At 43.4% G+C, this 25,073-nt stretch carries 23 protein-coding genes; 2 read left to right on the top strand and 21 right to left on the bottom strand.

Annotated features, from left to right (window positions below; genetic code table 11):
- The gene (gene flaG, locus AJGP001_RS01025) at positions 1-345 is read right to left on the bottom strand and encodes a flagellar protein FlaG (RefSeq protein WP_071154083.1); all 345 of its coding nucleotides are present in this window, start codon (positions 343-345) and stop codon (positions 1-3) included.
- Positions 346-652: 307 nt separating this feature from the next.
- Positions 653-1,393: a glucosaminidase domain-containing protein gene (locus AJGP001_RS01020; RefSeq protein ID WP_071154082.1), complete on the bottom strand. Its 741-nt coding sequence runs from the start codon at positions 1,391-1,393 to the stop codon at positions 653-655.
- Positions 1,394-1,591: 198 nt separating this feature from the next.
- Here AJGP001_RS01020 and AJGP001_RS01015 point away from each other — a divergent pair, with 198 nt between their 5' ends.
- Positions 1,592-2,476, top strand: a complete 885-nt coding sequence (locus AJGP001_RS01015) for a hypothetical protein (protein WP_071154081.1) — start codon at positions 1,592-1,594, stop codon at positions 2,474-2,476.
- Positions 2,477-2,775: 299 nt separating this feature from the next.
- Here AJGP001_RS01015 and AJGP001_RS01010 read toward each other — a convergent pair whose 3' ends face one another.
- The 9 genes from AJGP001_RS01010 to AJGP001_RS00970 form a co-directional block, all read right to left on the bottom strand.
- The gene (locus AJGP001_RS01010; RefSeq protein WP_071154080.1) at positions 2,776-2,952 is read right to left on the bottom strand and encodes a YjfB family protein; all 177 of its coding nucleotides are present in this window, start codon (positions 2,950-2,952) and stop codon (positions 2,776-2,778) included.
- Positions 2,953-3,381: 429 nt separating this feature from the next.
- Positions 3,382-3,516, bottom strand: a complete 135-nt coding sequence (locus AJGP001_RS01005; RefSeq protein WP_038702006.1) for a flagellin — start codon at positions 3,514-3,516, stop codon at positions 3,382-3,384.
- A 322-nt stretch (positions 3,517-3,838) separates the two neighbouring features.
- On the bottom strand, positions 3,839-5,173 hold the full coding sequence (locus tag AJGP001_RS17675) for a flagellin N-terminal helical domain-containing protein (protein ID WP_071154079.1): 1,335 nt from the start codon (positions 5,171-5,173) through the stop codon (positions 3,839-3,841).
- A 230-nt stretch (positions 5,174-5,403) separates the two neighbouring features.
- The gene (gene csrA, locus AJGP001_RS00995; protein ID WP_008431704.1) at positions 5,404-5,628 is read right to left on the bottom strand and encodes a carbon storage regulator CsrA; all 225 of its coding nucleotides are present in this window, start codon (positions 5,626-5,628) and stop codon (positions 5,404-5,406) included.
- A gap of 3 nt (positions 5,629-5,631) precedes the next feature.
- On the bottom strand, positions 5,632-6,087 hold the full coding sequence (gene fliW, locus AJGP001_RS00990; protein WP_071154078.1) for a flagellar assembly protein FliW: 456 nt from the start codon (positions 6,085-6,087) through the stop codon (positions 5,632-5,634).
- Between the two features lie 103 nt (positions 6,088-6,190).
- On the bottom strand, positions 6,191-8,023 hold the full coding sequence (locus AJGP001_RS00985; RefSeq protein WP_245830224.1) for an adenylate/guanylate cyclase domain-containing protein: 1,833 nt from the start codon (positions 8,021-8,023) through the stop codon (positions 6,191-6,193).
- A gap of 2 nt (positions 8,024-8,025) precedes the next feature.
- Positions 8,026-8,370 carry a DUF3307 domain-containing protein gene (locus tag AJGP001_RS00980; protein ID WP_071154076.1) on the bottom strand — a complete coding sequence of 115 codons (345 nt, stop codon included), beginning with the start codon at positions 8,368-8,370 and terminating at the stop codon, positions 8,026-8,028.
- The gene (locus AJGP001_RS00975; RefSeq protein ID WP_071154075.1) at positions 8,367-9,518 is read right to left on the bottom strand and encodes a GAF and HD-GYP domain-containing protein; all 1,152 of its coding nucleotides are present in this window, start codon (positions 9,516-9,518) and stop codon (positions 8,367-8,369) included. The genes AJGP001_RS00980 and AJGP001_RS00975 overlap by 4 nt, the downstream gene beginning before the upstream one ends.
- A gap of 464 nt (positions 9,519-9,982) precedes the next feature.
- The gene (locus tag AJGP001_RS00970; protein ID WP_078080039.1) at positions 9,983-11,413 is read right to left on the bottom strand and encodes a purine-cytosine permease family protein; all 1,431 of its coding nucleotides are present in this window, start codon (positions 11,411-11,413) and stop codon (positions 9,983-9,985) included.
- Positions 11,414-11,830: 417 nt separating this feature from the next.
- Here AJGP001_RS00970 and AJGP001_RS00965 point away from each other — a divergent pair, with 417 nt between their 5' ends.
- Positions 11,831-13,648 carry a putative bifunctional diguanylate cyclase/phosphodiesterase gene (locus AJGP001_RS00965; protein ID WP_071154074.1) on the top strand — a complete coding sequence of 606 codons (1,818 nt, stop codon included), beginning with the start codon at positions 11,831-11,833 and terminating at the stop codon, positions 13,646-13,648.
- Positions 13,649-13,728: 80 nt separating this feature from the next.
- Here the strand turns inward: AJGP001_RS00965 and AJGP001_RS00960 are convergent, their stop codons facing one another.
- From AJGP001_RS00960 to AJGP001_RS00915, 10 genes are all read right to left on the bottom strand, one after another.
- Entirely contained in the window at positions 13,729-14,547 is an 819-nt protein-coding gene (locus tag AJGP001_RS00960) for an STAS domain-containing protein (protein WP_078080037.1), read from the bottom strand.
- 230 nt (positions 14,548-14,777) lie between these two features.
- Positions 14,778-16,580, bottom strand: coding sequence for a glutamine--fructose-6-phosphate transaminase (isomerizing) (glmS, locus tag AJGP001_RS00955; protein WP_058386694.1), 1,803 nt, complete (start codon positions 16,578-16,580; stop codon positions 14,778-14,780).
- Positions 16,581-17,573: 993 nt separating this feature from the next.
- Complete coding sequence (gene glmM, locus AJGP001_RS00950) at positions 17,574-18,923, bottom strand: phosphoglucosamine mutase (protein WP_058386695.1); 1,350 nt, start codon at positions 18,921-18,923, stop codon at positions 17,574-17,576.
- Positions 18,924-18,993: 70 nt separating this feature from the next.
- Positions 18,994-19,998 (bottom strand): CdaR family protein, encoded by a 1,005-nt coding sequence (locus tag AJGP001_RS00945; RefSeq protein WP_071154073.1) that lies wholly within the window; start codon positions 19,996-19,998, stop codon positions 18,994-18,996.
- Positions 19,991-20,827 carry a diadenylate cyclase CdaA gene (gene cdaA, locus AJGP001_RS00940; protein ID WP_058386697.1) on the bottom strand — a complete coding sequence of 279 codons (837 nt, stop codon included), beginning with the start codon at positions 20,825-20,827 and terminating at the stop codon, positions 19,991-19,993. The genes AJGP001_RS00945 and cdaA overlap by 8 nt, the downstream gene beginning before the upstream one ends.
- 102 nt (positions 20,828-20,929) lie before the next feature.
- On the bottom strand, positions 20,930-21,553 hold the full coding sequence (locus AJGP001_RS00935) for an anti-sigma factor (protein ID WP_078080035.1): 624 nt from the start codon (positions 21,551-21,553) through the stop codon (positions 20,930-20,932).
- Positions 21,554-21,565: 12 nt separating this feature from the next.
- Complete coding sequence (gene sigW / locus AJGP001_RS00930) at positions 21,566-22,129, bottom strand: RNA polymerase sigma factor SigW (RefSeq protein ID WP_058386699.1); 564 nt, start codon at positions 22,127-22,129, stop codon at positions 21,566-21,568.
- Positions 22,130-22,599: 470 nt separating this feature from the next.
- Entirely contained in the window at positions 22,600-23,508 is a 909-nt protein-coding gene (rocF, locus tag AJGP001_RS00925; RefSeq protein WP_071154072.1) for an arginase, read from the bottom strand.
- 70 nt (positions 23,509-23,578) lie between these two features.
- Positions 23,579-24,142 (bottom strand): GNAT family N-acetyltransferase, encoded by a 564-nt coding sequence (locus AJGP001_RS00920; protein WP_078080033.1) that lies wholly within the window; start codon positions 24,140-24,142, stop codon positions 23,579-23,581.
- 15 nt (positions 24,143-24,157) lie between these two features.
- On the bottom strand, positions 24,158-25,039 hold the full coding sequence (locus AJGP001_RS00915) for a LysR family transcriptional regulator (protein ID WP_071154071.1): 882 nt from the start codon (positions 25,037-25,039) through the stop codon (positions 24,158-24,160).
- Positions 25,040-25,073: the final 34 nt, after the last annotated feature.

The following is a 25,073-nucleotide window of genomic DNA, read 5'->3' as shown; positions in this document are numbered from 1 at the left end:
TTATAGTTTCTCATCCACCATGAGGCCTGCCATATCGGCCATCGAGGCATACATATCTAAAAATTTCTTGTTTGGAATTTCGCGTAAAATTTCCTCTGTTAACGAATTTATTACTTGAACGTAATAAACATTCATTTCTTCATGAAACTGAAATTTCACATTGGTCTGAGCTGATTCTAAAAATGTGTTCATGCTGTCGACTTTATCGGTAAGTGCTTCTTTCGTAATGGGTTGATCCGCTTCTTGATGTTGGTTTTCTTCTGGAGCGATGGGTTGTTTCGGTACTACTGGGGTTGGTTCGCTCACTCTCGGAAATTCTATCGAAGGCAATTTAGTTATTTCCATGTAGGTTACACTCCTCTTCCTTCAGATCGACTAAAGGGCTCTATATAGTAGTTATCGGCAGAAAAGCAGATTTTTTTAGTAAAAAAGTAAAAAAAAAATAAGACAGGTTTGTGAAAATGAAACCGCGCTGGTCGCTTTGGGGATGACTCCCGCAAGAAGCCAGGAAAACCACCTGTCTTCTTACTCCGTCTACCCCGTAGACGCGCCATCGCTAGCGTCTGGGTAAAAAAATATAAAAAAGAGGTATTAGAACAAGTTCGTCCCAATACCTCTTTTGTTTACACACTCATATTTTCGAAAATCTATGTTATGTCAATTTAGAATATTGACTGCTGACACCTTGTGTCCAGTGGTTGTTTAATCCTGTCGGGTCGTTTGCGGCTCCAACTGGCGCGTATTTCGCTCCGATTTTCGCTATGGTGTCTTTGCCTTCGTTTAAATAATTTTGACGCAAATTACGTGCCATGTCGAAAATGCTGTCTTCTACAGAAGCATAGCTCCGCAAGCCATTTTTGCCCATCATGCCGGCGACATTGTTTTTGTCGTTAACCGCGCGTGACGAGCCATTGCCCGTTTCGTGAATGGCAATCGCTGACAATAAATTCGGATCCAAATCGTATTTTTTCCCCGCATTGATAAAGTGAGCGGCCGTTCCATCTAATTTACCTTCTAGTGTATTGTCTAGTTTGATAAATTGCGTCGGTTTAAACTTCAAGTCACTCGTATCTGTTGCAGCGGTTGGCACTTCTTGCGTATTGAGCGGCGGAATTGAAATGGCCGGGTTATAAGAATTGTCGAGCGGTGCCGTTAACGGCGTTGTCAAAGTAGGCAGTGAAACCTGAGCGCCTGTTTGCTGTGTCACGCCGGGATTTGTTTGTTCCATGTTTTCCATCATGGCGTTCATCAGCATCGCAAAAAACGTACTCGGACTTGTCGAACTGCCGATAGAACTGCTATCACCACCAGTTTGTCCCATAGCCGGCATCGATTTCGCCATCGTCGCGATCGTGTTATATAAAAATAAATTAGAAGAAATTGGACTGGTCATTCAGTTGTCACACCCTTTGCTCGAGTTAATCTTGTTTAGTGTACAAGATTACGGGTGAAAAAAGAATAGGATAATTGTGGGAGAGGGAAATAATCTTTTATTATAAAACAGAATATTATGAATGAAATTAGACATTTAAGATCATATCTATGTATATTTAATTAAGAACAACAGTTCCTTTAAGAAAGGAGTTTTGTTATGCATGATATGCTTTGCGGAAAATTACTAGGAGATGGTTGCTTAACCAAACAACTTCGTAGAAAACCGCGTTTTCAATTTACTCATTGCAAAAAAGATACTGGATGGAGTCTATTTTGCTTTGAACAACTTTCACCCTTTATACCTCTAAATCCACCTAAATACAGAAAAATTATTGATGCACGTACAATCGCTGGCTTCACAGAAAGCTATATTGTTCAGTCACGGACTTCAGAAGAGCTTTGCAAGTTATATGAAATATGGTATCCTCACTCAAAAAAAGAACTGCCCTTCTCTTATATTGAAAATCACTTTACTAATAAGACTTTGGCATGGTGGTATCAAGACGATGGACACTTAAAACTCCAAAATAGCATTCCAAGAAAAATCATTTTATCTACTGATAGTTTTTCATTAGCTGAAAACCACTTTCTTATCGACTTTCTCAATAAAAGATATGATCTTCATTTTTCTATCGATGCTCAAAACAGACTTCTGTTGTACGATCAGTATCAGATTATGTATTTTTTAAAATTGGTAGACCCTCACATACATGAGTCAATGAATCGGAAAAGAAAACCATCTCATACTATAAAGAAAATCGCTAACCGCACGACTATCTACTTGCCTAGTGATATAACAATTCACAAACCTACTTTTGAAATAAATGAACAGTATAAAAGATTGCCACTGTTGTTATCTTTAAGCGACAATCATGTTCATTTCTTTCCGCAAACTAAGACACTGCTAGATTCACAAGTCGAAACAAAACCTTACCAAATACAAATAGAAACTGGCTTTAAAGAAAGCCTAATACTATTAAGAAACCAAACAGGATTGAATATTAGTCAGTTAACCACATTATGCTTTAAATTAAACTCTTAGACAGAACTGGCATGCACTATTCCACTATCGCTTAATTTCTTTGATAATCAACGTATGTTTCGCAGCATCTTCACCACTTTTTTCTTGTATTACAAAATACGAACTATAGATGAAGATTTTCTTCTCTTGAAAAAGGAGAACCGCACACTAGCGACGGCGCGTCCTCGGGGTAGGCGAAGCCCAAAGACAGGTGACCTTCCTGGCTTTGGGCGAGAGCCATCCCCAAAGCGACCGGCGCGAATTGGTTCCAAGAAAAAACCTGTAGACCACTCGAATAAATCGAGTGGAACTACAGGTTTTTAAGCTCTTATATCTATCCGACTCCCAATATGAGGACGAACAGATTGCTCTAACATCTTCACAACCTCTTGACCATTCGTTTCCGCTTGATCAATCGTTTTCTTCATAATCGATACATTCGCTTCAGTTCTCACGCTTGCCTGACTCATTGCCATTGATAACGCAGCGATATCCATTAGATTACCTCCTTATAAAAAAAAGAGCCTAAAATCAGGCTCCTTTTGATCCTTAAAATTAACGTAGCAATTGTAGTACTTGCTGTGGTGCTTGGTTGGCTTGCTTTGCCGCTATGTCTTTCGATCATAGAATAGACTATATCTTCACCCTCACACTTGAGGGGCTGGGCACTTCGAATGGCGCTTGCCACCCTACGGATTTCATCGCCATAGCTTCTGCCTTAGACGGTTTATCCTAGTCGTTGAACCTTCCCCAGAGTTTCCTCACAGGAGCTTGGCTGCTGATTATCCATTGGTGCATCCTCATCATTTTCAAACCGTCACGCTGACCGTTTCCAGTTACGTTGTGGTTGATGGGGCTTTAGGAAGTTCCAGCAATTCACCCAGTTATACTCTAACCCGTTACCCGGTTAGACGCCCTAGAATCAATTATCTCAACAGTTGTAATACTGATTGAGTCATTTGATTGGATTGAGCTAGCATTGCTTGTGATGCTTGTGCAAGAATCGAGTTCTTTGTTTGTTCCATCATTTCTTTCGCCATCGTGCGAACATTTACTTTCATAAATGACTAGACTATATCTTCACCCTCTAGTGTTAGTAGGGGCCGGGCACTTCGGATCCACAGTACTGATGTATACTGCCTCACCTACGGATTTCATCACCATAGCTTGCGCCTTAGATGGTCTATCCTAGTCGTTGAACCTTCTCCACTCTTTCGAGACAGGAGCTTGGCTGCTGATTGCCCAATCTTTTATTTTTTCAGGGCCGTCACGCTTGTCGTTTCCAACTACGTTGTGGCAATAAAAGCTATCAGGACTTTCCAGCAATTCACCCGGTCGTAATCTCTGATCGTTACCAATCAGGACGACTGTACCTCCACTCGCTTACGCGGCTTCGGCATAATCAACGTCGCGGATTCTTGATTCCGCAGCTGTAATGTTTTCAGAAGACGCGTTCAAATTATTGATTGTGTGGTCTAAACGATTTTGCATCGCACCAAGTTTAGAACGTTCAGAAGATACTGATTCAATTGCTGTTTGGATAATAGTAATCGCTTTATTAGAAGATGCTTGAGATGAAATATCAATACCCTTACCAGTAACTTTAATTTCTTCACCAGTTGCTAATCCTGCATTCGCTGTTGTAGTAAGTAGAGCTTTACTAGTGTCTTTAACATCTACCCAGTTTGTAGTTGCCGCAGCTGAACCTGCTACGCCACCCGATAAGTTGGTAGCTCCTAGTGCAATAATATCTCCATTAGCATTAGCTAACCCGATATTGAAACCGCCTGAAATCGAAGAGTTTTTCGAAACATCTACTACAGTATAGCTGCCTGCCTCTAATTTAGAACCAGTAATTCCAACATTCGCGGTTACAGTATCTCCAGTATCTTCAATAGTTAAGCTTCCTCCTGCAACAACGTTTCCATCTAAGCTGAAAGTGTCTCTATTTGCTGCATTCGCGTCTGTTACGCCATATTGGACCCACGCTTTTCCATCTTCACTAGTTGCTACTGCATTACCAGCCGTGTCTACCGCTACATATTTTTGAGCAGCTGCTGTTGATATTGTTCCTCCAGACAGGTCATCTGTTAAAGCAGTACCTTCGTATTTTTCAATTTCAACAACTTTAAACGTTCCATTTGCAATCTCAGTACCCGCAGCACCTCTAATCACACCAGCTGTTTGCTCTACTTCTGCTGATTCGCTACCAGCAACTTTCAAAGCAGATGAATCCATCTTATTTATGGAAAGGCTAATGTTTTGATCTGCATTAGCACCGACATGGAACTTAGCTTCAAATTTACCATCGAGCAAAGATCGAGTATTAAATTCAGTATCTGTAGATATACGCGTAATCTCTTCAGCTAATTGATTAATCTCTTTTTGAAGCTCACTCCGGTCTGTATCAGTGTTTGTACCGTTTGCTGATTGTACTGCCACTTCTCTCATGCGCTGAAGAATGTCGTGAGTTTCACTCAAAGCACCTTCTGCAGTTTGAATCATAGAAATACCATCTTGAGCGTTACGAGAACCTTGCTCTAACCCACGAATTTGTCCGCGCATTTTTTCAGAAATTGTAAGTCCAGCAGCATCGTCTGCAGCTCTATTGATACGCATACCAGAAGATAATTTCTCCATATTTCCCATTTGTGCACTTTGAGCCGAGCCCATTTGTCTGTGTGTGTTAAGTGCTGCGATATTGTGATTGATAATCATTGTGTATTACCTCCGTGTAATGTTTTTTGTTTTTTGTAAGCGTCCAAATCCTTTTGCACTGCCTTACATATATTATTATCGGAGGGCTTTACCAAATGTTTAGTGTTTTTTGAAAAAAGATTTAGAATATTTTTTACGCCCCTGCGGCAGCCGCAATTTAAGGAACAATTGAGTCTGTCAACGTGGCGCGTTAGGCATAGAAAAAGCCTGCAAATTCTGCAGGCTCCAGGCTATTTTTTCCGCATACTCAAAAAGTCACTCAAGTTGATGACATTTGACGTTGCTTGTTTGTTTTCTTCTTGAATTTCTAAATACACTTCTTTTCGGTGGATGGTGATTTGCTTTGGCGCGTTAATGCCGAGACGCACCATGTCGCCTTCGATCGAAGTGACCGTAATTTCAATATCGTCGTTGATGACGATGGTTTCGCCTTTTTTGCGTCCGAGTACTAGCATCGTCTACACCTGCCTTGCAGCGGTGTTGTCTGTTTGAAATAATGCCTGCTTGATTGCATAGTCTTTATTGTTCAAGACGATTTGCATGCCTTGTTGTTTTTTATTGTTAATGACAAGTGGCGCTTTTAAGTTTGTTGTGGCGCTACTAATATCGCCTTTGACTGTAACTGTTGTTAAAACAATGGCATCTGTCGGCTCTTCTAGTTGTAGCCGCTCCACGATTTGCTCTTCTAGTTTAATGTCATAGTCTTTAAAAAATGTAAATGGATCAACTAAGAAAAAGCTCACATCCACGTGTTCTACCGACTGCAAGAAAAAGAATGGCGACTCTTCTTCTGCGTCTGCTGGGATTAATACATAGTCTTTCACCTCTTCAAATCCTGGAATGCCTTTATCAAATGTAATGACACGATCTTCCTCTAGTTCGACTTCTCCGAATTGTTCTGTTTGAATTTTCATGTCCGACTCCTTCCGTAACAACTAAATGCCTTGTAAGATAAAGATATCTTACGAGGCATTTATTGACAATCAATTTTTATCGATTCCATCTAGTGGAAAGCACTCAAATGACCCGTTCTTCCATTACAAATCTCTCCGCTAACCGAACCCGTACCAACTCCACTGCTACGTCGATGCCCTTTAACTCGGCCGAAAACTCTTCTAGTTGCACATCCGCGCTGTTCAACAACTCGACTGACTCCGGTAGCGCGAGTACGTCTTTACTAAGGACAATGTCCCCACCTTCGCCTTGCGCTTGAATACGTGCGGCAATGTTCACGGTACGGCCGAAATAATCGAGGCGGTCGTTGGAATTAACCGCGATGGCTGCTCCGCTGTATAAGCCGAGTCGCAACACCAAGTTTTCTTTCGCTGTCTTGTTAAACACTGCTAGGTTTTTTTGAACCGCCAGTGCCGCTTTCAGCCCGTCTTCTGGTTTATGGAAAACCGCCATGACGGCGTCGCCAATGGTTTTCACGACGCTGCCTGAATTTCGGGCAATATGACCCGTCAGAAAGTCAAAATGATTGCGCACTTGTCCGTAAGCACTCGAGTCACCGGCCGTCTCATACAGCAGTGTGGAGCCTTTTAAATCGGTAAACAAGATCGTCACGTGATTGATGCCGATTTTCTGTCCGGGTGACAGCACTTCCGAAGAAAACAAATCCCTGAACTCTTGCATGGCAGTGACTCTAGCGGCCGTTACTGCTTGTTTGTTCCAATCGGCATGTTCTAATGCGACAACGATGTCTGCGCTGCTGGTGTTTGTGATTGCGACGTTTCGAGAGCCGTTCACTGAACTGTGTGACCAGCCAAGATCCGTGTAAACAAGCTGGTTTGATTTTATTTCACTGTTCACAGACACATGGTCATTTGCCTGAAGCACACGAAAACGTAGCGCGTCTTCGCCTTGTGGAATAACAAAGCTCGCGGTTTTGCCCCCCTCGATCACTTGCTGCGCTTTAACGTGCGGGGTGATCATTGGACCACCGATGCAATACACTTCGGCGTAAGCTTGACGTACCGTTGGATGAACTGAAAAATTCAACTCGACAAACTGATCAAAATTAGCGTCATAGTTAATGCCGCATAAATCGCAATGAAATTGCTGCTCTAGCTGTGCGAGTGAACCGTGTTCGACTTTCGAAACGCGGCAGTTTGGGCAGATGACGTTCCAGCTGAGATTTAGTAATCCCGCTTTTGTGGCATACAGCAAGACGCGCAACACTTCGTCCAAATCGACGTTCCACAACTTAGCGACTTGCACGGGCTCGATTTGCGCGACGTCGTGATCGCCTTTGTCCGCTAAATAACGATGCAACAACTCCACATAGTCTCCGTTGACCGGTGACTTTGCGAGTAGGGCCGATAACCGCTCGAGTTCGGGTAAGTTGATGTTCGCCTTGCTTGTTTTTTGTGGTGCTTCTAAAACAGTCGTTGCTCCAGACTGTAAGTAATCATCGACATACCCCATAATTTTTTTGACAGCGGGCAGAGCGGTTACCCAAATCGCTCCGTAGCCCATTACGTTAAGCGGTACAAAGCGAGCGGTCAGCTTGACCCGGGTTCCGTTTTCCGCGTTATCGAATAGCTCGACTGTCAACGTATAATGCTTCATCGGCCCGGTAAGATAACGGCGTTCGACCGTATAGCTCTCGTGTTCTTGCCACTGAAACGGAAACTCTTGCCAACTGATTGGCACAAGTCCGAGCACTTTGGCATGAGCTTCTCGGTAAAACACGTCCGCTCCGTCTTGCTTAGCCGGACTAAAGCGGACCGGAAACAAGCCAATAGACAAGTTCATGCGGTTGTTGTCCGCAAGCAATTGCCAAACGGTTTTCCGGTCTAGTGCGTATTCTTTTTCAAGTACGTAGGTTTTCGGTTTCAATCGTTTCACTCCTAGGAAATCGCAATGGCAATGGCCAGTAAAATCACATGGAAAATTTGATCAGCCACAATCGACAACCACACTTTTTCTGGACCTTTCGCGGTTTGGATCCGTTCCACCCAGAACATAACGAAGGTTTTCCGGTCTAATACAAGATGGCCAATAAACACAATCGCCAGTGCGGGCAAAGACAATCCGCCTGATAACATGCCAAAGACGGCAATCACCGCTGTGTAAACCGACACATGCGTGAATAACGGCAGCCACTTGGTCGCTTTGTATTTGGCCATCCAACTCGTTTGCAGTAAAAAGTCTCCAATTAAATGACCAAGCAATAACACATCAAACTGATTCATAAACGGTAGCCTCTTCCCTGCCCTGCTTCGTATTGTTCGATTTGGTAATTACAGCCCTGTAAAATCGCTGCAAATGCATCAACGACTCGGCTATCGAATAACGTGTTTTTACAGCGCTGCAACTCTTCCACTCCCGACTCGAAAGAAGCACCTGCGCTATAAGAACGCGCTGTGGTCATGGCGTCAAACGCATCGGCAACTCCAACGATTCTAGCAAACAACGGGATGTTTTCGCCTGCCAAGCCATGTGGATAGCCGGTGCCATCAAGTCGCTCGTGATGCGACAACGCCGTTTCAATGGCATGAACCATGGCTTCTTTTGGTTCGATATTGGACAAGATACCTGCACCGATCACCGTATGTTGTTTAATAGTGGTATATTCATCCGTTGTTAGTCGTTCAGACTTTCTTAAAATGTTGTCCGGTATACCGATTTTTCCGATATCGTGCAAAAGAGCGGCTTTGTATAATTCTTCACAGCTTTGCGCATCCATTCCGAGTTTTTCGGCAATCCACAACGAATATTTCGCCACTCTTTCTGAATGACCCGCTGTATACGGATCGCGCGCATCCAACACTTTCGCCAGTGTTCGTATCATGCTGAGCAGCATGCGCTGCAGTTCGTCGTACATTTGGCTGTTGTGGAGTGCCAGCGCCGATTGGTTGGCAAGTGCTACTGCTAAACGGATGTCTTGTTCGGAGAAAAAAGCGATGTCTTTTTTGTTTAATAACTGCAAAGCACCAAGCACTTTGCCTTTCACTGCTAACGGAACGGTGATCATCGACTTGGTGATAAAGCCGCTCGAGTCGTCTACACGATTTGCCCAGTTTGGATGCCATGCGACGTTTTCGATCAACTCGGCTTTGCCTGTTTCGATCACTTTGCCGACAATGCCTTCATCTCTCTTTAATTCGATGTTGAGAATATCCGCTGAAGAAGGTCCGTACGCCGCGTCCGCTTTGATTGTTTGGCGCTCTCCGTCGAGTACCCACAAGGTTCCTGCTTCGGCTCCCACCACTTGTACCATTTGCAGCAAGATGCTTTCCAGCACTTCACCCATTTCCAAGTTTGAATTGAGCTGCTTAGAAGCTTCCAGTAACATCACCAGTTCGCGAACTTGGGATTCTAACTCTTTTAGTTGTGTCATGAACTTCCTCCGATAGCTGATCCGAATCAAAAACATTTTATTTTAGGTTGCATCTAGTGAATTCATGCGTTTCGCCTGCTAATTTGCATCCTTTTTAAGAATTCAGTAGAAAAATTTCGTTTTCACTGGACTCCGTCTCTTCGCGCCAGCGAGGCGATGATGAAAAGTTCGTATCCTTCGTTCACTATCTATCGTTTTATTGTTTCTTGTCGATCATAGCGTGGAATTTACCATTATGCAATATTACCCAAATTATTTTATTTTTCTTTACTCAATTTGACATTCTTAGTAATTCGGCTTGAAAAAACCGCAACCTCTCCGGTTTTGAGAGGTTGCGGTCGTGTTTGCTATTTTTTCCACCAACTGCCGCACCTTCTCGGACGTTAAGCTCGAGCCTTTTTGCTTGAGCTCTTGTACTTCCTTCTAAGTGGAAATAGACGCTTACTTATTGCTTCTACTAAGCTTCAGATTTTTGATTCGGCAATCCAATCTTCTTTCGGAATATCCCTTGTTTCTTTTTTCACATAATAACGGCCTTTTGTAGCTACGGCTAGAACCACTGTCAAAATCGAGGCTAAAACCAATGCGAAAAATGCGGCTGTGCTTTGCAGGAAAGTTCCCATGTAGCCGAGTGCTGCGATTGTTCCGATGGCAGTCGGCACGAGCAACGACACGACGCCGACTGGATTCCATTTGTATAGATTTTTCTGCCTCGATTCGTAATAGCCCGGACCGATGTTCAGCCATTTTTTGACGACCAATGCATCCGTCACTAAAATCGACGCCCAGCTCATCAGCGCCACACCTTGGAACGTCATTGCCGTATCTAAATAGTCAACGATTCCACCCAGCATGAGCATCATCGCTGTGACACCGGAGACCACTACCCAAAAACGGCGCCCGGGTGTAAAGCCAAACATATTTTCAAAAAAGCTCGACAAGGATAGTGAGCTGCTGTAGATGTTGGTAATGTTGATGCGGATTTGCGTCAGCATCGTAAACAGCACACCGCCAAGCCCAAGCAACACCACAATGTAAATGCCGGGATTAGATTCGCCGAGCGTTACGCCAAACCAAATACCGAGACCTCCCATAACGCCAAAACAGAAAATCTGTGGAATAAACCCAATGGCAACCGAACCGATTTTCAAATCTTGTGGCTTTAAAAAACGCGCGTAATCAGAGGCGATCAACGCCGTTAATCCCATAATGCCGTGTTGCATCCCGATGCACAACAGCAACGCCGTTCCACCGATTTGGACACCTTCTGGCATGTATGTCCAAAAGCTGCCGTCATATTGTGATGTCGTATTGAAAGCAACGACAATTGCCGCAATCAAAAATACGGCAAATAACGGCAATGACCATTTCTGCAATTTATCCAATTGGTTAATGCCAAACCAATTTAACGGAATGACAACTGTGCCAAATACAACGATCAGGAGCCATGTGGGGATGGCGGGGAAATAAGCATGGACAGCAGTGACCAAAATCATGCCTTCAAACGCACAATACATGATAAAGTTCGATGCGTAGATTAAGGAAGTTAACGAGGCCCCGATGTAACCGAACCCTCCGCGGGATAATAAATTGACGTTCATGCCTGATTTGGCCGATAGGTAAACGATGATGGTTCCGAGGATGCCTGCGACGAGTATCGCGTAGGTGGCGGAAATGATGGCATTGGCCGCTCCAAATTGCAAGGCCATGACACTTCCCATTTGGAAGTAAAAAATAGCGGTTGCGATGCCGAACGTAATATTGGTGATACTCAACCAGCCCATCTTACGTTCTTCACGCGGAACACGGTCAAACGTATAATCGCCTGTGGATTCATCTCCATAGCTTTTTTTCTTGCCAATCAATTGGTGATCTGTGGTAATCTCAGATCTCATTTGATCATTCCTTTCGTATTCAGTTTTACTGTCTTTTGGAAAAGATAGTAGCTTGTCTATTTCCGTTCATTTGCAAAAGAAGAAGGGCATCGAAGCTTGTACATCACTCATAAAAGACAAAAAAACGAATTTTCTCCGCTCACGAGTGTTGCTGCAGCGGAAAGAATCACGTTCCTTCCTATTGTAACATAACAGTTGCACACTCACTGATTTTTCCATAATCCACTTATCCCATCGATTCAACTCGCACAAATGGACAAAGTCCCCACTCGCAGAAACCAAAATCCTTTCATAGCCAGTTTGAAAGCATATTTTTTTTAGCAATTAATGTATATTTTTATGCTATGATGTGTAAACAAACTTTTCACAACTACTAGCCTTAGTAAATTTTTTTATAAAGGAGACTTTGCTTACTCCATGGATATTTTTTCACTGCCCTCTTATTTTTTAGTCCTGATGCTATCCATTTTTTTTATTTTTTTACTGATCTCACTGTTTGTCTATTTGCGACATCGTCAGGATTTCAAACTAAAAGCCAGCTCTGCTGAATCAGAAAAGAAATTTGAATCCATTTTCGAATCGACGACAGATGCCATCATCGTAGCTGATCAAACGGGCATCATTATGCAATGGAATTCAGGTGCCGAATCCATTTTCGGTTACAGCAAAGAAGAGGCACTCGGCTCCAATCTGGAAATCATTATCCCGGGGTCCTTTGTAGAAGCTCACCGAAAAGGTTTACAACGTTACCTGGATACCGCTGTTCCGCATGTGATTGGTCAGCGCATTGAATTGGTGGGTGAGCGCAAAGACGGCAGCGCGTTTCCGATTGAAATGTCTCTCAGCACATGGAAAAGCGATAAAGTTGTCTTTTTCGGAAGCATCATTCGCGACATCACCAAGCGAAGAGAGGCAGAAGAAAAAATTCACAGCCTTGTCTACAAAGATTCCTTAACCGGTTTACCCAATCGGCGACTGTTTAATGACCACTTGGTTTCACTACTTAATGACGTTGACAATAAACAGCCTTTTGCTCTTCTGTACATCGATTTGGATCATTTCAAAATGGTGAATGACACGTATGGCCATTCTGTAGGAGATCAATTGTTGATGGAAGTGGCTGTGCGTTTTCAAAGCATCGCATATGAACATGACACCATTTCCCGGTTGAGCGGAGATGAGTTCATTATGTTATTGCAGAATACAGATAAGACCCAAGCGGCCAATCACGCGCACATGATGTTAGAGCTCTTTAAAAAGCCTTTTCATTTCCAGCCGGAAGAATTGTTTGTTACGCCTTCTATCGGCATCAGTATGTACCCTACTGATGGAACCGATTTAGATACGTTAGTAAAAAATGCAGATATTGCGCTGTATCAAGCAAAAGCACGAGGCAAAAACAATTTTCAGTTTTTCACAAAAGAAATCAATCAATCCATTTTGAGAAAGTCTAAATTGGCCATTGATTTGAGAAAAGGCTTGGAGCATGATGAATTCTTTATTCATTACCAGCCACAAATCGATTTGAAAACCGAACAACTAGTTGGCTTGGAAGCTTTAGTTCGCTGGAATCACCCGGAATGGGGCGCAATCTCACCCGCTGAGTTTATTCCGATTGCTGAAGATACTGGAAGCATCGTCCAACTCGGTGAATACGTCTTGCGTCAAGCTTGTCTGCAAAACAAAGCTTGGCAACGAGCAGGATTGCCGAAGTTTCGCGTAGCCGTCAACATTTCTTCTCACCAGTTTTCGCAATCCAATTTGACGGAAACGGTCCATGCGGCATTAATAGATTCGGGACTTGAACCTCGTTATTTGGAACTCGAACTGACTGAAAGCATTATTCAAAGCTCTTCTACAGCTATTGCGACGATGAACGAACTCAAAACCATGGGCGTTTATTTGTCGATTGATGACTTTGGCACCGGTTATTCGTCGCTTCGTTATTTAAAGCTATTCCCGATTGATACGCTGAAAATCGATCAATATTTTATTCGGAATATTATTACCGATTTAAAAGACGCAGCACTTGTCGCTACTATCATCCGTATGGCTAATGACCTTCAGTTAAACGTCATTGCGGAAGGTGTTGAAACAGCTGAACAATTTCAATTCTTGAAACAAAAAGACTGCAACCAAGCGCAAGGGTACTACTTTAATCGTCCGCTCCCTCCTACAGAAATTGAACGACTTTACGGACCGGCACACAATACGCAATCGCCTTCTCACAGTTGATGCATACTTAATGAGCGAGCCAATCAAATAAAGCCACGTTCCGCAATAAATTGCGGGACGTGGCTTTATTGTTGTTTCAGTTATTTCACGCTTTCTAATGCTTGCTTTACAGTTGCATAGGTCTCCGCATCTAGCATGTCAATGCCGCTGCGAACGATGGCTTGAACCAAGTCAGGCCGCAATCCCGCAATAATCACATGAATTCCCATCAATCGAAGTGTTCCTCCAATTTGTTGGAGAGACTGCGCAATGTGGTCATCGATTGTTAAAACACCTGAAAAGTCCGTAATGACGTGATTGACATCCATCTCGGCAATTCGTGGAATGACGTTGTTCATAATATGAGCGATTCGGTAACTATCCATTACCCCAATTAACGGCAACACGACGACGTCTTCTAAAACCGGTACAATCGGTGCTGATAAACTGATTAGCTCAACGCGCGTCTCTGCTTGGTGCCTTTCAGTAAGTCGTTCAAATGCATAAAAGGTCTCATTTAAACTAACATCTAACATAGCATTGATCGCTTTGATCGCTTTCATGCTCTCGACAACAGACAAGTCGAATTGCAAACTGAGACGTGTAAAAATCTCTGAAAACACTTCACGCGTTACCGGATAACGAATAACAATTGCTGAAATTTGCCCTCCTGAAGAAACTTGAATTTCAGCATTTTTTTTGCTCCATTCGATTAAAGCTTCTGGCACTTCAACTTGTTGACCTTCAAGAAGAGAGTAACCAAAAAAACCAAGCAATTCAATGTACATTGCAGTTGCTCGTTCTCTTTCCCAATCCGGAATATCCAAGCTCGCTTCTTGCATCACTGAATCGACTACTTCTGCTGACAATAGTTCAGCGTTTTCACTTATGTATTTGGAAAATTCTTTAAAAGAAGACATCTATTTCACACCTTTTTCTTATATTGCTTTGATTATACCATTGGGCAGGGAGCGGATAGAAATTTAACCACTACCGTGTGTAGAATTTTTGAAGGAGTGTTTTTTAAAGTTCAACCAGGCTCATCAACTAAAAATCCCCCTACGGATTTCCATCCGTAGGGGGATTTTTAGAAGCTATAACTATACTCGACCACAGATCACTAATCGATAGTTACGTTATTTAACACTCTTTACTCAACCGTTACCGACTTCGCCAAGTTACGCGGCTTATCAACGTCACAATCGCGGTGAAGCGCTGCGTAATAGCTGATCAGCTGCATTGGGATAACCGATACTAGCGGTGACAGCAATTCGTTTACTTTTGGCAAGACCAGGCTATCGCCTTCTTCTTGCAAGCCTTCCATCGAAATGATGCACGTGTGTGCCCCGCGTGCCGCTACTTCTTTCACGTTTCCACGGATGTTTAAGTTTACCGCTTCTTGCGTCGCCAGTGCGATAACCGGTGTGCCTTCTTCGATCAAGGCAATTGTTCCGTGCTTTAGTTCCCCGCCAGCAAAACCTTCTGCTTGGATATACGAAATTTCTTTTAATTTCAATGAACCTTCAAGTCCCACGAAATAATCCATCACGCGTCCAATAAAGAAGCAATTGCGAGTTGTCGACAAGAATTCTGTCGCAATTTGTTCCATTTCTTCTTTTGAATCGACTTGTGCTTGAATCGCATTGGCAACAATTCCTAGCTCTTGAACCAAATCAAAACCGATATCAATGCCGCGTGCTTCTGCCGTTACAGCAGCTAAAATCGACAAGACTGCGAGTTGTGCTGTATACGCTTTTGTTGACGCAACCGCAATTTCAGGACCTGCAAACAATAATAAGGTATGGTCAGACTCACGTGACAACGTAGATCCTGCAACGTTTGTAATGGTTAACGATGCATGACCCATTTCTTTGATCTTCACCAATACTTGACGGCTATCCGCTGTTTCACCTGATTGCGAAATAAAGATAAACAATGGTTTTTCCGATAGCAATGGCATATTGTAGCCAAATTCGCTTGAAACATGCACTTCAACTGGGATACCCGCTAATTTTTCAATATACTCTTTGCCGATCAATCCTGCGTGGTAGCTCGTACCCGCCGCGATAATGTGGATGCGGTCAGCTGCTTGCATCGCTTCTAGAATTTCTGGTTGGATAGTCAATTTATCGTGTTCGTTTTGGTATGCTTGAACGATCTTGCGGACAACCGCTGGCTGCTCGTCAATTTCTTTCAACATATAATGTGGGTATGTGCCTTTTTCAATATCGCTCATGTCGATTTCAGCAGTAAATGGCATACGGCTTACCGATTGGCCATCCAACGTTAAAATATCGACGCTGTCCTTACGAACGATGACGATTTCTTTGTCCATTAATTCCACAAACTGATCTGTTAATTGCAGCATCGCCATAGCGTCTGATGCGATAACGTTAAAATCTTCACCCAGACCGACAAGTAGCGGGCTCTTGTTTTTCGCTACAAAAATTGTTTGTTCTTCTTCTGCGTCTAATAACGCAATGGCATACGAACCTTTCAGTAAAGTTAGTGCTTTGCTGAAAGCATCTTGTGTAGACTGGCCTTCTTCAACGAATTTCCCGATCAATTGAACGATGATCTCGGTATCCGTATCCGACTCCATTTCCACACCAGCCAAATAATCGCGCTGAATATGATGATAGTTTTCAATCACACCGTTATGCACAAGTGTAAAACGGTCCGATGTATTTTGGTGCGGGTGCGCGTTGGCACGTGTTGGCTTGCCGTGTGTCGCCCAGCGTGTATGACCGATTCCTGTAGAACCCATAACCTCTTCGTCTACAACGCCACGTAAATCAGCAATACGTCCTTTTTCTTTAAACACTTTGACGCCACTGCCGTTACGAACCGCAATTCCAGCTGAATCATAACCGCGGTATTCTAAACGCTCTAAGCCTTTCAATAAAATTTCCTTTGAATCATTTTCACCAATATATCCTACTATTCCACACATAATGTAATTCCTCCATTTGTCTAAGTCAAATAAGCGTTTGCTCTTACGCAAACACCTTTGTTTTGAGCCCATCCATCTTGTTGTCCAATCGATCACTCGACTGTTTTAAGAATAGACATAACGACCAGGCTTCATGGCCGGAAGGGATCCGCCGAAATCTCGATACTCCTTCTCCTCGTCTACTGAAGATGACTTGTCCGTCCATTTCTTCAGTACAGGCGCTATAATTGTTTTCCTCGCAGCTACTTCGATCCTCCTTTTTCTGCGGTCGTAAACCAACTCTACTATCATACAGTGTCCACACAATCCCGTCAATTAAAGCAAATAGTTATTTAGGTCTATTTCATCATTTTTTTCCGTATACTGGTTGATTTATCTGTAAAAATACATTTTCATCACGTTATATTTTTGATGTAAATCAAACAATTGGTAGGCTTATCGCTTTTTTAAACGCTTATAGTTCTCCAGCTACAAGCTATTGCGCAAACTAGCTCCGCTTTCCTGCGGGGGTCTCAGAATCCGAACCAGGAAACCGACTCGCTTCACACCGTTCAACGATCCTGACACTCGATTAAATCCGTTAGAAGCGAACATACAAACGGCTATGATGCGCCTATTTTTTCTGTCGGGAATCTCAGCAACTGCTTGAAGTGCAAGTGCTCGACTCCTGCAGGACCAGCGCGTGGCGAAGACCCTGGAGCGAACAAAGTGAGTGAAGCGGCTGAGGCCGTGCCCGCAGAAAGAGAGCGCTGGAACGGAAAGCAGCCACCCTTATGCTCATTCCTTTGAAACATAGAAAAGTGCTTGACTACAGATAAGAAAGCGTCCGTCTATTATGCTTTCTTCGTTTCTCTCTTTCCACTCATTTACCCCAAAACTCGATCATAGAACCAATCTGACAAAAAAGCTTCTCCAACTACGGTTATCCAAAACTTTCTAAACAAACAAAAGTCCGTAAGCAAGATGCTTACGGACTGGGACTGGTTGATCCGATTAGTTTAAGCCCATTTCGCAACGTACCACTTCTGCGATACGTTCTACGTAGCTTTCACAGTCTTCTGATGAAGCGGCTTCTACCATAATGCGGACAAGTGGCTCTGTGCCCGATGGACGGACAAGCACACGGCCGTTGCCATTCATTTCTTTTTCGACTTCAGAAATGACGTCTGCAACTTTCGCGTTGTCTGTTACTGCGTGTTTATCCGTTACACGAATATTCACAAGTTTTTGAGGGAAAATCGTCATATCAGACGCCAGTTCAGACAATTTCTTGCCGGTAATTTTCATAATATTTACTAGTTGAAGACCTGTTAACAAGCCATCGCCTGTCGTATTGTAATCAAGGAAAATAATATGACCCGATTGTTCGCCGCCTAAGTTGTAATCATTTTTCTTCATTTCTTCGACTACATAACGGTCACCAACAGCGGTTTTGTTGCTCTTCATGCCGTGGCTTTCTAATGCTTTGTAAAAGCCCATATTGCTCATAACAGTCGATACGACCGTATCTTTTTTCAGACGGCCTTCTGAATGCAAGTGCTTCGCACAAATATACATAATTTGATCGCCATCTACAATTTGCCCTTTTTCATCGACTGCGATTAAACGATCGCCATCTCCGTCAAATGCCAAACCAATGTCTGCGCCTTTAGCAAGTACCAGTTCTGCTAATTTCTCAGGATGTGTAGAACCTACACCTGCGTTAATGTTCAAGCCATTTGGTGACGCACCCATTGACGTAATGTCAGCATCTAAGTCAGCAAAGACATGCGTTGCCAGTGTAGACGTGGCACCGTGTGCACAGTCAAGTGCTACCAGAATGCCTTCGAATTCTTCATCAACCGTTTGTTTTAAGTATTGAAGGTATTTCTGTCCGCCTTCGAAATAATCGGTAATGCTACCAAGATCGCCACCCGTTGGACGTGGCAATAGATCTTCAGCGCTATCTAATAATGCTTCAATTTCCGCTTCTTGTGCATCAGACAGTTTAAACCCGTCTGAACCAAAGAATTTGATGCCGTTGTCTTCTACTGGATTGTGTGAAGCAGAAATCATAACGCCCGCCTCTGCACTCATGACGCGTGTTAAATAAGAGACACCGGGTGTACTAATAACGCCAAGACGCATCACTTCTGCACCTACAGAAAGTAGTCCTGCTGCTAAAGCACCTTCTAGCATTTCGCCTGAAATTCGTGTATCACGACCGATTAGCACTTTCGGCTTGTCTTTCGCACTTTTTGTCAAAATGTATCCGCCAATGCGACCTAATTTAAACGCCAATTCAGGTGTTAACTCACTGTTTGCAACTCCACGTACTCCATCTGTTCCAAAATATTTTCCCATTACCATACTCGCTCCTTCAGTCAATTGCTTCAATTTAGTTTATCTGATGCTTCTTTCATGTCTAAAGCATTTATGACTCTGTATTATCGACCACTTCTGAATCTTTTTGATCTGTCGGTCGTTTTGCAGAATCGTCAATTACCGTTTCGGCTTCTACCGTTACTTGTCCTGGTGACACCGCAGAAGCTCCCGCAGGAATGTCCAGTTCTACCTCTAAGGTACTATCTTTAGCCGTGACCAGTGCAGCGTCTGCTTCAACGACGTATTCGGTAATTTCATCTACGACACTTTTGGGGCCGAAAATTTGGATTTCTTCCGTCGTTGTCGTCCAATTTTTAATGGTAATGCCGGTACCGGCTTTGCCAATCGGTTCAATTCTTACCGGCACGGTTTTGCTGTATTCAACAACTTCAACCGCAACTTCCACTTCTGCCGGTTCGATTTCTGCACTTTCCAGCTTTGTCAAATCTTCTGCTAGCACCCGAACGCGGGCGGCGGTGTTAAAGGATTCCTTGACACCTTGCTCACCAGAAACCGTAGCTTTGACAAAGCTGATAGCGTCTATCATGCTTTTAGGACCCGTTACAATGACCGTTTCTGGATCGACTGATACGTTATCCAAAATATAACCATCCGCTAACATCCGCTCATTGATTTCTGGATCTACACGGAATTCTTGCGACACCCGCTCTTCAATGACGACATTAACAAACGCCGGATCGACTCGAACCGTTAATTGTTCAGAAAGATTTTCAGTTTGAATCGGGACTTGGTGCTCGCCCATCGGCAAATTACGCAAATCCACAAATAAGGTGAAGTCTTCTAATTGGCGTGCCGTTTGTACGACACTCACAGGGCCGCTCAAATGCAAATCAGCGGTTTTTGGGACACCGCTAACCATCAAACTATTGTCATGGTAGACCTCAAGTTCTACTTCTTCAATCACTTCCGACACACGGCTAGTATCTGTTGTCACCGCGGAATTATCGTCTGCCTGTACCGAGAAAAATAAAAGGAAGGCTAATAACAGCGCCGTAATCCGTAAAAACCAGCGATTGTCCATCATCTTATCCATTCTTTTTCCCCCTCCACTTCCACCAAGGAAGAGTGACTTCTTGCTGTTCTGCGCCAAACCAGATTCGACGAAGCTTTACTTCAAAGTCTTCAAGTGATAAATTACGATGCAAATCGCCATTTGCTGTTAAGCTGATGGCGCCTGTTTCTTCTGACACGACAATGGTAATCGCATCCGTCACTTCACTAATGCCAAGAGCGGCACGGTGACGCGTTCCGAGTTCTTTTGAAATGAACGGACTTTCAGACAGTGGCAAATAACACGCCGCTGCGGCAATTCGGTTTTTTTGAACAATTACCGCTCCGTCGTGCAGCGGTGTGTTTGGAATGAATAAATTGATCATTAATTCAGATGTTAAATCTGAGTTCATTGGAATGCCGGTCTCAATGTATTCACTCAATCCTGTTTCGCGTTCAATCGATACCAATGCCCCAATGCGTCGTTTCGCCATATAGCTAACGGACTTGGACATCGCTTCAATCAATCGGTTGCGTTCGGACTCTTCGTTTAATGTACTGCTAGAGAACAATTTGCCACGCCCGAGCTGTTCAAGTGCGCGACGCAATTCCGGTTGGAAAATGATAATAATGGCTAAAAAGCCCCATTCTAATACTTGTTGCATAATCCAGCCTAACGTTTCCAAGTTAAGTGCTTGTGTCACGAGGCGCGCGATAATAATAACAAAGATCCCTTTTAACAATTGAACCGCTTTTGTTCCTTTGATAACAGTGATCAATTTATAAACAACAAACCACACCAATAAAATGTCGATGATGTTTGCTAGAAGTCTAAATGATGTTTGGTCGGTTAAATTTTCAAAAAAAGGCATCTGCAACCCTCGCTTTTCTACATCTGCATATGCATTTATTATAGCATAAGTGAATTGGGCTTGCCTTCATAGAAAAAACCCATCCTTTAGGAGAGGAAGGGTTTAATCTTCATTTTTGTCAAAAACAGTGGCTGCGTCTTTAAAGCCGTTTTTAATGGTATACCATAGCCATTCAAACGCTTGGTCGATTTCCTCAATTTCACCGGTAATGACCCCACTCGATGCCATGTACTCGCCATTAACAATGGTCACGTTTCCTTCAAGTTCGCCTTCTACACGTAGATCTCCATTACGTATGGTCATATCACCCACAACTGTTTGTCCTTCTGGAACAACGACAGTCTGTCCTTCTATAACAAGGTTCGGTTGATTGGTAAAAGAAAATTGTTGTTCGTTGTTAAAGTTCGTAAACAACGCTGTGCTCATCAATACGCAAAACAAAGCCGCTGCTGCGAGCATTGGGTGTTTTCTTAACCAACGCTGAACCCCAGCCCGCTGCTTTTCTTTCGGCAAGCGCTCCATTGTTGTTTGGACAAAATTGGGTGGCGCTTGTATATGGGAAACACTTTGGATAAATGCAACGGTTTTACTTAATGCCTGATATTGTTCTCGGCAATCCTCACAGCTCTCCAAGTATTCTTTTAATTGTTGTTCCTCGCTCGGGCTTGTATCGCCGTCGAGGTGATGGTTCATTAATTGGATAATGTTTTCCGGACACGCATTCATCGTGATCGCCTCCTACAAATTGCTCAATTGCTTGCGAAGAGCTTCTCGGCCTCTGTGTATACGCGTCTTCACCGTTCCCAACGGCAAATCTAAAATTTCACTGATTTCCGCGAGCGGCAATTCTTCAATATACTTTAATACAATAGCGGCACGATACTTGTCTGGCAAGCGACTAATTTCATACTGCACCCGCTCCTGAACTTCCATCCGCATTAACTCTTCTTCTGGAAGCTCATCGTCATTGGCAATTTTTGAATACATATTCAAGCCTTCCGCTCCGCGCACTTCCGCATCTAAGTGGTAATCCGGTTTTTTCTTCCGAATCCGGTCGATGCACAAATTGGTAGCGATGCGGTACAACCAGGTGGAAAATTTGCGGTTCTGGTCAAAGGTGCGGATATTTGCATAAGCACGCATAAAAGCTTCCTGAGCAATATCTTCTGCTTCTTGCTTGTTGCCAAGCATGCGGTAACAGATATGATACAGCTGGTGCTGGTAAAGCTCCACGATTTCGGCGAATGCGTTCTGATCGCCTTTTATTACTTTCGCTATTCGTTTATTGACTAACGCATCCATGATCTCATTTCCCTCCGCCTATGCGGCTGTACTTTGTATACGTATCTCGATTAAAAAAGTTTCATTTATTTTTCTTATTCTATCGTAGCAGACAGTACCCAAATAAATCCAACTATTTTTTACAAGTTTTTTCATTTAAGGAAGTTTACTAACTGATGAAACAAAAAACAGGCGTTCGCCTATTCAGAATGCAGAAAAATTCGAATTAAAATAAATAACGATTCACAACCCAATCAGTCTAGCCACTTTGCTTTTTGCGGGCTCAACTTCAGCTTCCGTTGTTCCAGCGAAAGGCAACGAGATGCTCCTACATCGTGCACTAGCTTCATCCGCGGAAAGCGTCGCATGAAGCGCACAATCCTGTATACACAAGATGAAGCGACCAGAGCGATGTATTCGAAAAAAAACTGCAGACAATTCGAATAACTCGAGTTTGTCTACAGTCTGAACAGGCTTTCGCTTGTTTTTGCTTATAATAATTTTTCGCCGAATAATGAACCAATCAACGCAACTGCAACATCCGCTGTTTTGTTTTTCTCGTCAAGAATCGGATTCACTTCTACAAATTCAGCAGAAGTAATAATGTCTGCATCATACAACATTTCCATTGCTAAATGACTTTCACGGTAGCTAATGCCGCCTGGAACAGGAGTACCAACGCCTGGTGTGTACATTGGGTCGATGCCATCAAGGTCGAGTGACAAATGAACCGCATCTGTTTTGCGCTCTTCTTTCAAATAACGGATCGAATCTTCGATGACGGCATGCATGCCCATTTTATCAATTTCGTGCATGCTGTAAACGCGAATGCCGTGTTCTTTGATCAATTCACGCTCACCTGGGTCAACTGAACGAGCCCCGATAATGACGATGTTTTCAGGTTTTACTTTTGGTGAATAGCCGCGAATATTCGTCAATTTCTCGTGGCCGTGTCCAAAGCTTGCTGCAAGTGGCATGCCGTGGATATTGCCTGATGGTGATGTGTCGCTTGTGTTCATGTCAGCGTGTGCATCGTACCAGATAACGCCTAAGTTTTCATGACGCTCAGAAATCCCAGCGAGTGTACCGATTGCAATACTGTGATCGCCGCCTAACACGAGCGGGAAGTTCCCAGCTTGTGCTACTTCAAATACTTTATCGCCAAGCGTTTCTGTCGCTTCTGTGATTGCTTTTAAGTTACGTAAGTTTGTGGACGTATCGACGCTTCCGTCTGCTTGACCAATTTGGATGTCCCCTTCATCCGTAACCGTATGGCCCAACTCTTCAATGCGGTCTACTACGCCCGCATAGCGGATCGCGCTTGGTCCCATATCGACACCGCGACGATTTTGTCCGTGGTCCATTGGAACTCCGATAATAGAAATAGTTAATTTATTCATTATTCTATACCCCCTTAGCAAGATAGACTTATTGTAACCGCTAAGGTCTCTTTGGCTCAACTAGACAAAATCACGCATATTTATTCGCTTTTTTCGTTAGCTCTTTTTTTATTGTTGGCCAGTCTTTGTCAATTAGTGAATACACCACTGCATCTCTCGGCTTGCCGGTTGAGCGAATGCGTTCGTTACGAAGCACGCCTTCTTTCACTGCGCCCATGCGTTCAATCGCCTTCTGTGAACGGATGTTATCGGCATCTGTTTTGAATTGGACTCGAATCATGCCACGTTCTTCAAAGCAATAACTAAGTAAAGCAAGCTTAACTGCTGTGTTGACATGCGTTCGCTGTGCTGACAGTGCATAAAATGTTGCACCGATTTCACAGCTTTTATTCGCTTCATCAATTGCATATATGCGTGTTGTGCCGATGATTTCTGCTGTTTGTGGATTTTCCACTGCGAAAATAAGGACATTAGACTGATTAAGCCCAGATTCTAGCCACGCTACCAAATCTTCAAAAACCGCTACTTGGCTGAGCATGTGTTCGAAAATTTCCGGTGTGTATAGCGCCCATAAGGCTTCAAAATCATCTCTTTTCAATAAGCGTAACCGAATACCACCTGACTCAATAATCATTGCCCTCTCCCCTTTTCACGTAAAGTATACCGATTGAATGCGGCGCATAAAATCTTTTTCCAGTATCCCCATATGTTTTGTTAAAAAGTAAGTGGACACGACGGGTAATGGAAACAACTCAAAATGCGCTTCCATTAAACGTCCTTCCACCAATTCCCGGCGAACCATTGATTTTGGTAAAAAGGATGCCCCGAGACCCTCTTGTATAAAGCGCTTGGCGATATGAGCTTGCGTCACTTTCATCGTTCGAATTCCCGGCACGTGCAAACGCAACTTTCCTAATAGCTCTTCCCAAAAAACAGGGTGATGATGTGTAAACAGTACGGAATTCCGCAAAGCATCTTCCACTGAAACTTGCGGCCCAGTCTCGTCATCATAAGCATCTCTCGGCAAAACGAACAGAATTGGATCGTTGTAAACAATAACTTGCGCAATGCTCCGACCCGTAGGCGGTAAAGCAGAAATGCCAGCCGATACTTGCTCCGATTCGACTAAAGCTTCGATTTGTTCCGATTCTTCCACACGAATTACCAATTCTACTTCCGTATGTTCACGAATAAATGATTTCAGCACATAAGGCAAAATTGTTTCCGCCATCAACGGGGAAATAGCAAGCGTCCAGGTCTTCCGGTACCCTTGAGCAAAGGAATGCAATTCTTCAACACTGTCATCTAATTGTTCTAATACTTTTTCGGCTTTGTCTCTAAAATACCTGCCTTCTTCTGTTAACGACACCCGGTTGTGGCTGCGTTTGAATAACAGAAGACCCAAATTTTCTTCTAATAACCGAATGTGAACAGTCACGCTGGGTTGCGACATCATCAGCCGTTCTGAACTTATTCTAAAATTTAAGGTTTCTGCAGCGTCCACAAAGGTTCTCAACCACTGGACTTCCATAACATCCCTCGTCTCGATTACTTTTCTTAATTGT

The sequence above is a fragment of the Planococcus faecalis genome (genome assembly GCF_002009235.1).
Classification (GTDB): domain Bacteria; phylum Bacillota; class Bacilli; order Bacillales_A; family Planococcaceae; genus Planococcus; species Planococcus kocurii.
The sequence above is the reverse complement of the archived record's forward strand: the minus strand, read 5'-3'. Positions and strand labels throughout refer to the sequence as shown.

Bases quoted from the DNA above. Each gene is read 5' to 3' on its own strand.
- AJGP001_RS00945 (WP_071154073.1), bottom strand. From the start codon at position 19,998: ATGGATAAGATGATGGACAATCGCTGGTTTTTACGGATTACGGCGCTG.
- AJGP001_RS00920 (WP_078080033.1), bottom strand. From the start codon at position 24,142: ATGATTATTGAGTCAGGTGGTATTCGGTTACGCTTATTGAAAAGAGAT.
- AJGP001_RS00975 (WP_071154075.1), bottom strand. From the start codon at position 9,518: ATGACACAACTAAAAGAGTTAGAATCCCAAGTTCGCGAACTGGTGATG.
- csrA (WP_008431704.1), bottom strand. From the start codon at position 5,628: ATGCTAGTACTCGGACGCAAAAAAGGCGAAACCATCGTCATCAACGAC.
- flaG (WP_071154083.1), bottom strand. From the start codon at position 345: ATGGAAATAACTAAATTGCCTTCGATAGAATTTCCGAGAGTGAGCGAA.
- AJGP001_RS01020 (WP_071154082.1), bottom strand. From the start codon at position 1,393: ATGACCAGTCCAATTTCTTCTAATTTATTTTTATATAACACGATCGCG.
- AJGP001_RS01010 (WP_071154080.1), bottom strand. From the start codon at position 2,952: ATGGATATCGCTGCGTTATCAATGGCAATGAGTCAGGCAAGCGTGAGA.
- AJGP001_RS17675 (WP_071154079.1), bottom strand. From the start codon at position 5,173: ATGATTATCAATCACAATATCGCAGCACTTAACACACACAGACAAATG.
- AJGP001_RS00915 (WP_071154071.1), bottom strand. From the start codon at position 25,039: ATGGAAGTCCAGTGGTTGAGAACCTTTGTGGACGCTGCAGAAACCTTA.
- AJGP001_RS00960 (WP_078080037.1), bottom strand. From the start codon at position 14,547: ATGTCTTCTTTTAAAGAATTTTCCAAATACATAAGTGAAAACGCTGAA.
- glmS (WP_058386694.1), bottom strand. From the start codon at position 16,580: ATGTGTGGAATAGTAGGATATATTGGTGAAAATGATTCAAAGGAAATT.
- AJGP001_RS00935 (WP_078080035.1), bottom strand. From the start codon at position 21,553: ATGAATGCGTGTCCGGAAAACATTATCCAATTAATGAACCATCACCTC.
- AJGP001_RS00980 (WP_071154076.1), bottom strand. From the start codon at position 8,370: ATGAATCAGTTTGATGTGTTATTGCTTGGTCATTTAATTGGAGACTTT.
- fliW (WP_071154078.1), bottom strand. From the start codon at position 6,087: ATGAAAATTCAAACAGAACAATTCGGAGAAGTCGAACTAGAGGAAGAT.
- AJGP001_RS01005 (WP_038702006.1), bottom strand. From the start codon at position 3,516: ATGAAAGTAAATGTTCGCACGATGGCGAAAGAAATGATGGAACAAACA.
- glmM (WP_058386695.1), bottom strand. From the start codon at position 18,923: ATGGGAAAATATTTTGGAACAGATGGAGTACGTGGAGTTGCAAACAGT.
- AJGP001_RS01015 (WP_071154081.1), top strand. From the start codon at position 1,592: ATGCATGATATGCTTTGCGGAAAATTACTAGGAGATGGTTGCTTAACC.
- rocF (WP_071154072.1), bottom strand. From the start codon at position 23,508: ATGAATAAATTAACTATTTCTATTATCGGAGTTCCAATGGACCACGGA.
- cdaA (WP_058386697.1), bottom strand. From the start codon at position 20,827: ATGCCTTTTTTTGAAAATTTAACCGACCAAACATCATTTAGACTTCTA.
- sigW (WP_058386699.1), bottom strand. From the start codon at position 22,129: ATGGATGCGTTAGTCAATAAACGAATAGCGAAAGTAATAAAAGGCGAT.
- AJGP001_RS00965 (WP_071154074.1), top strand. From the start codon at position 11,831: ATGGATATTTTTTCACTGCCCTCTTATTTTTTAGTCCTGATGCTATCC.
- AJGP001_RS00970 (WP_078080039.1), bottom strand. From the start codon at position 11,413: ATGAGATCTGAGATTACCACAGATCACCAATTGATTGGCAAGAAAAAA.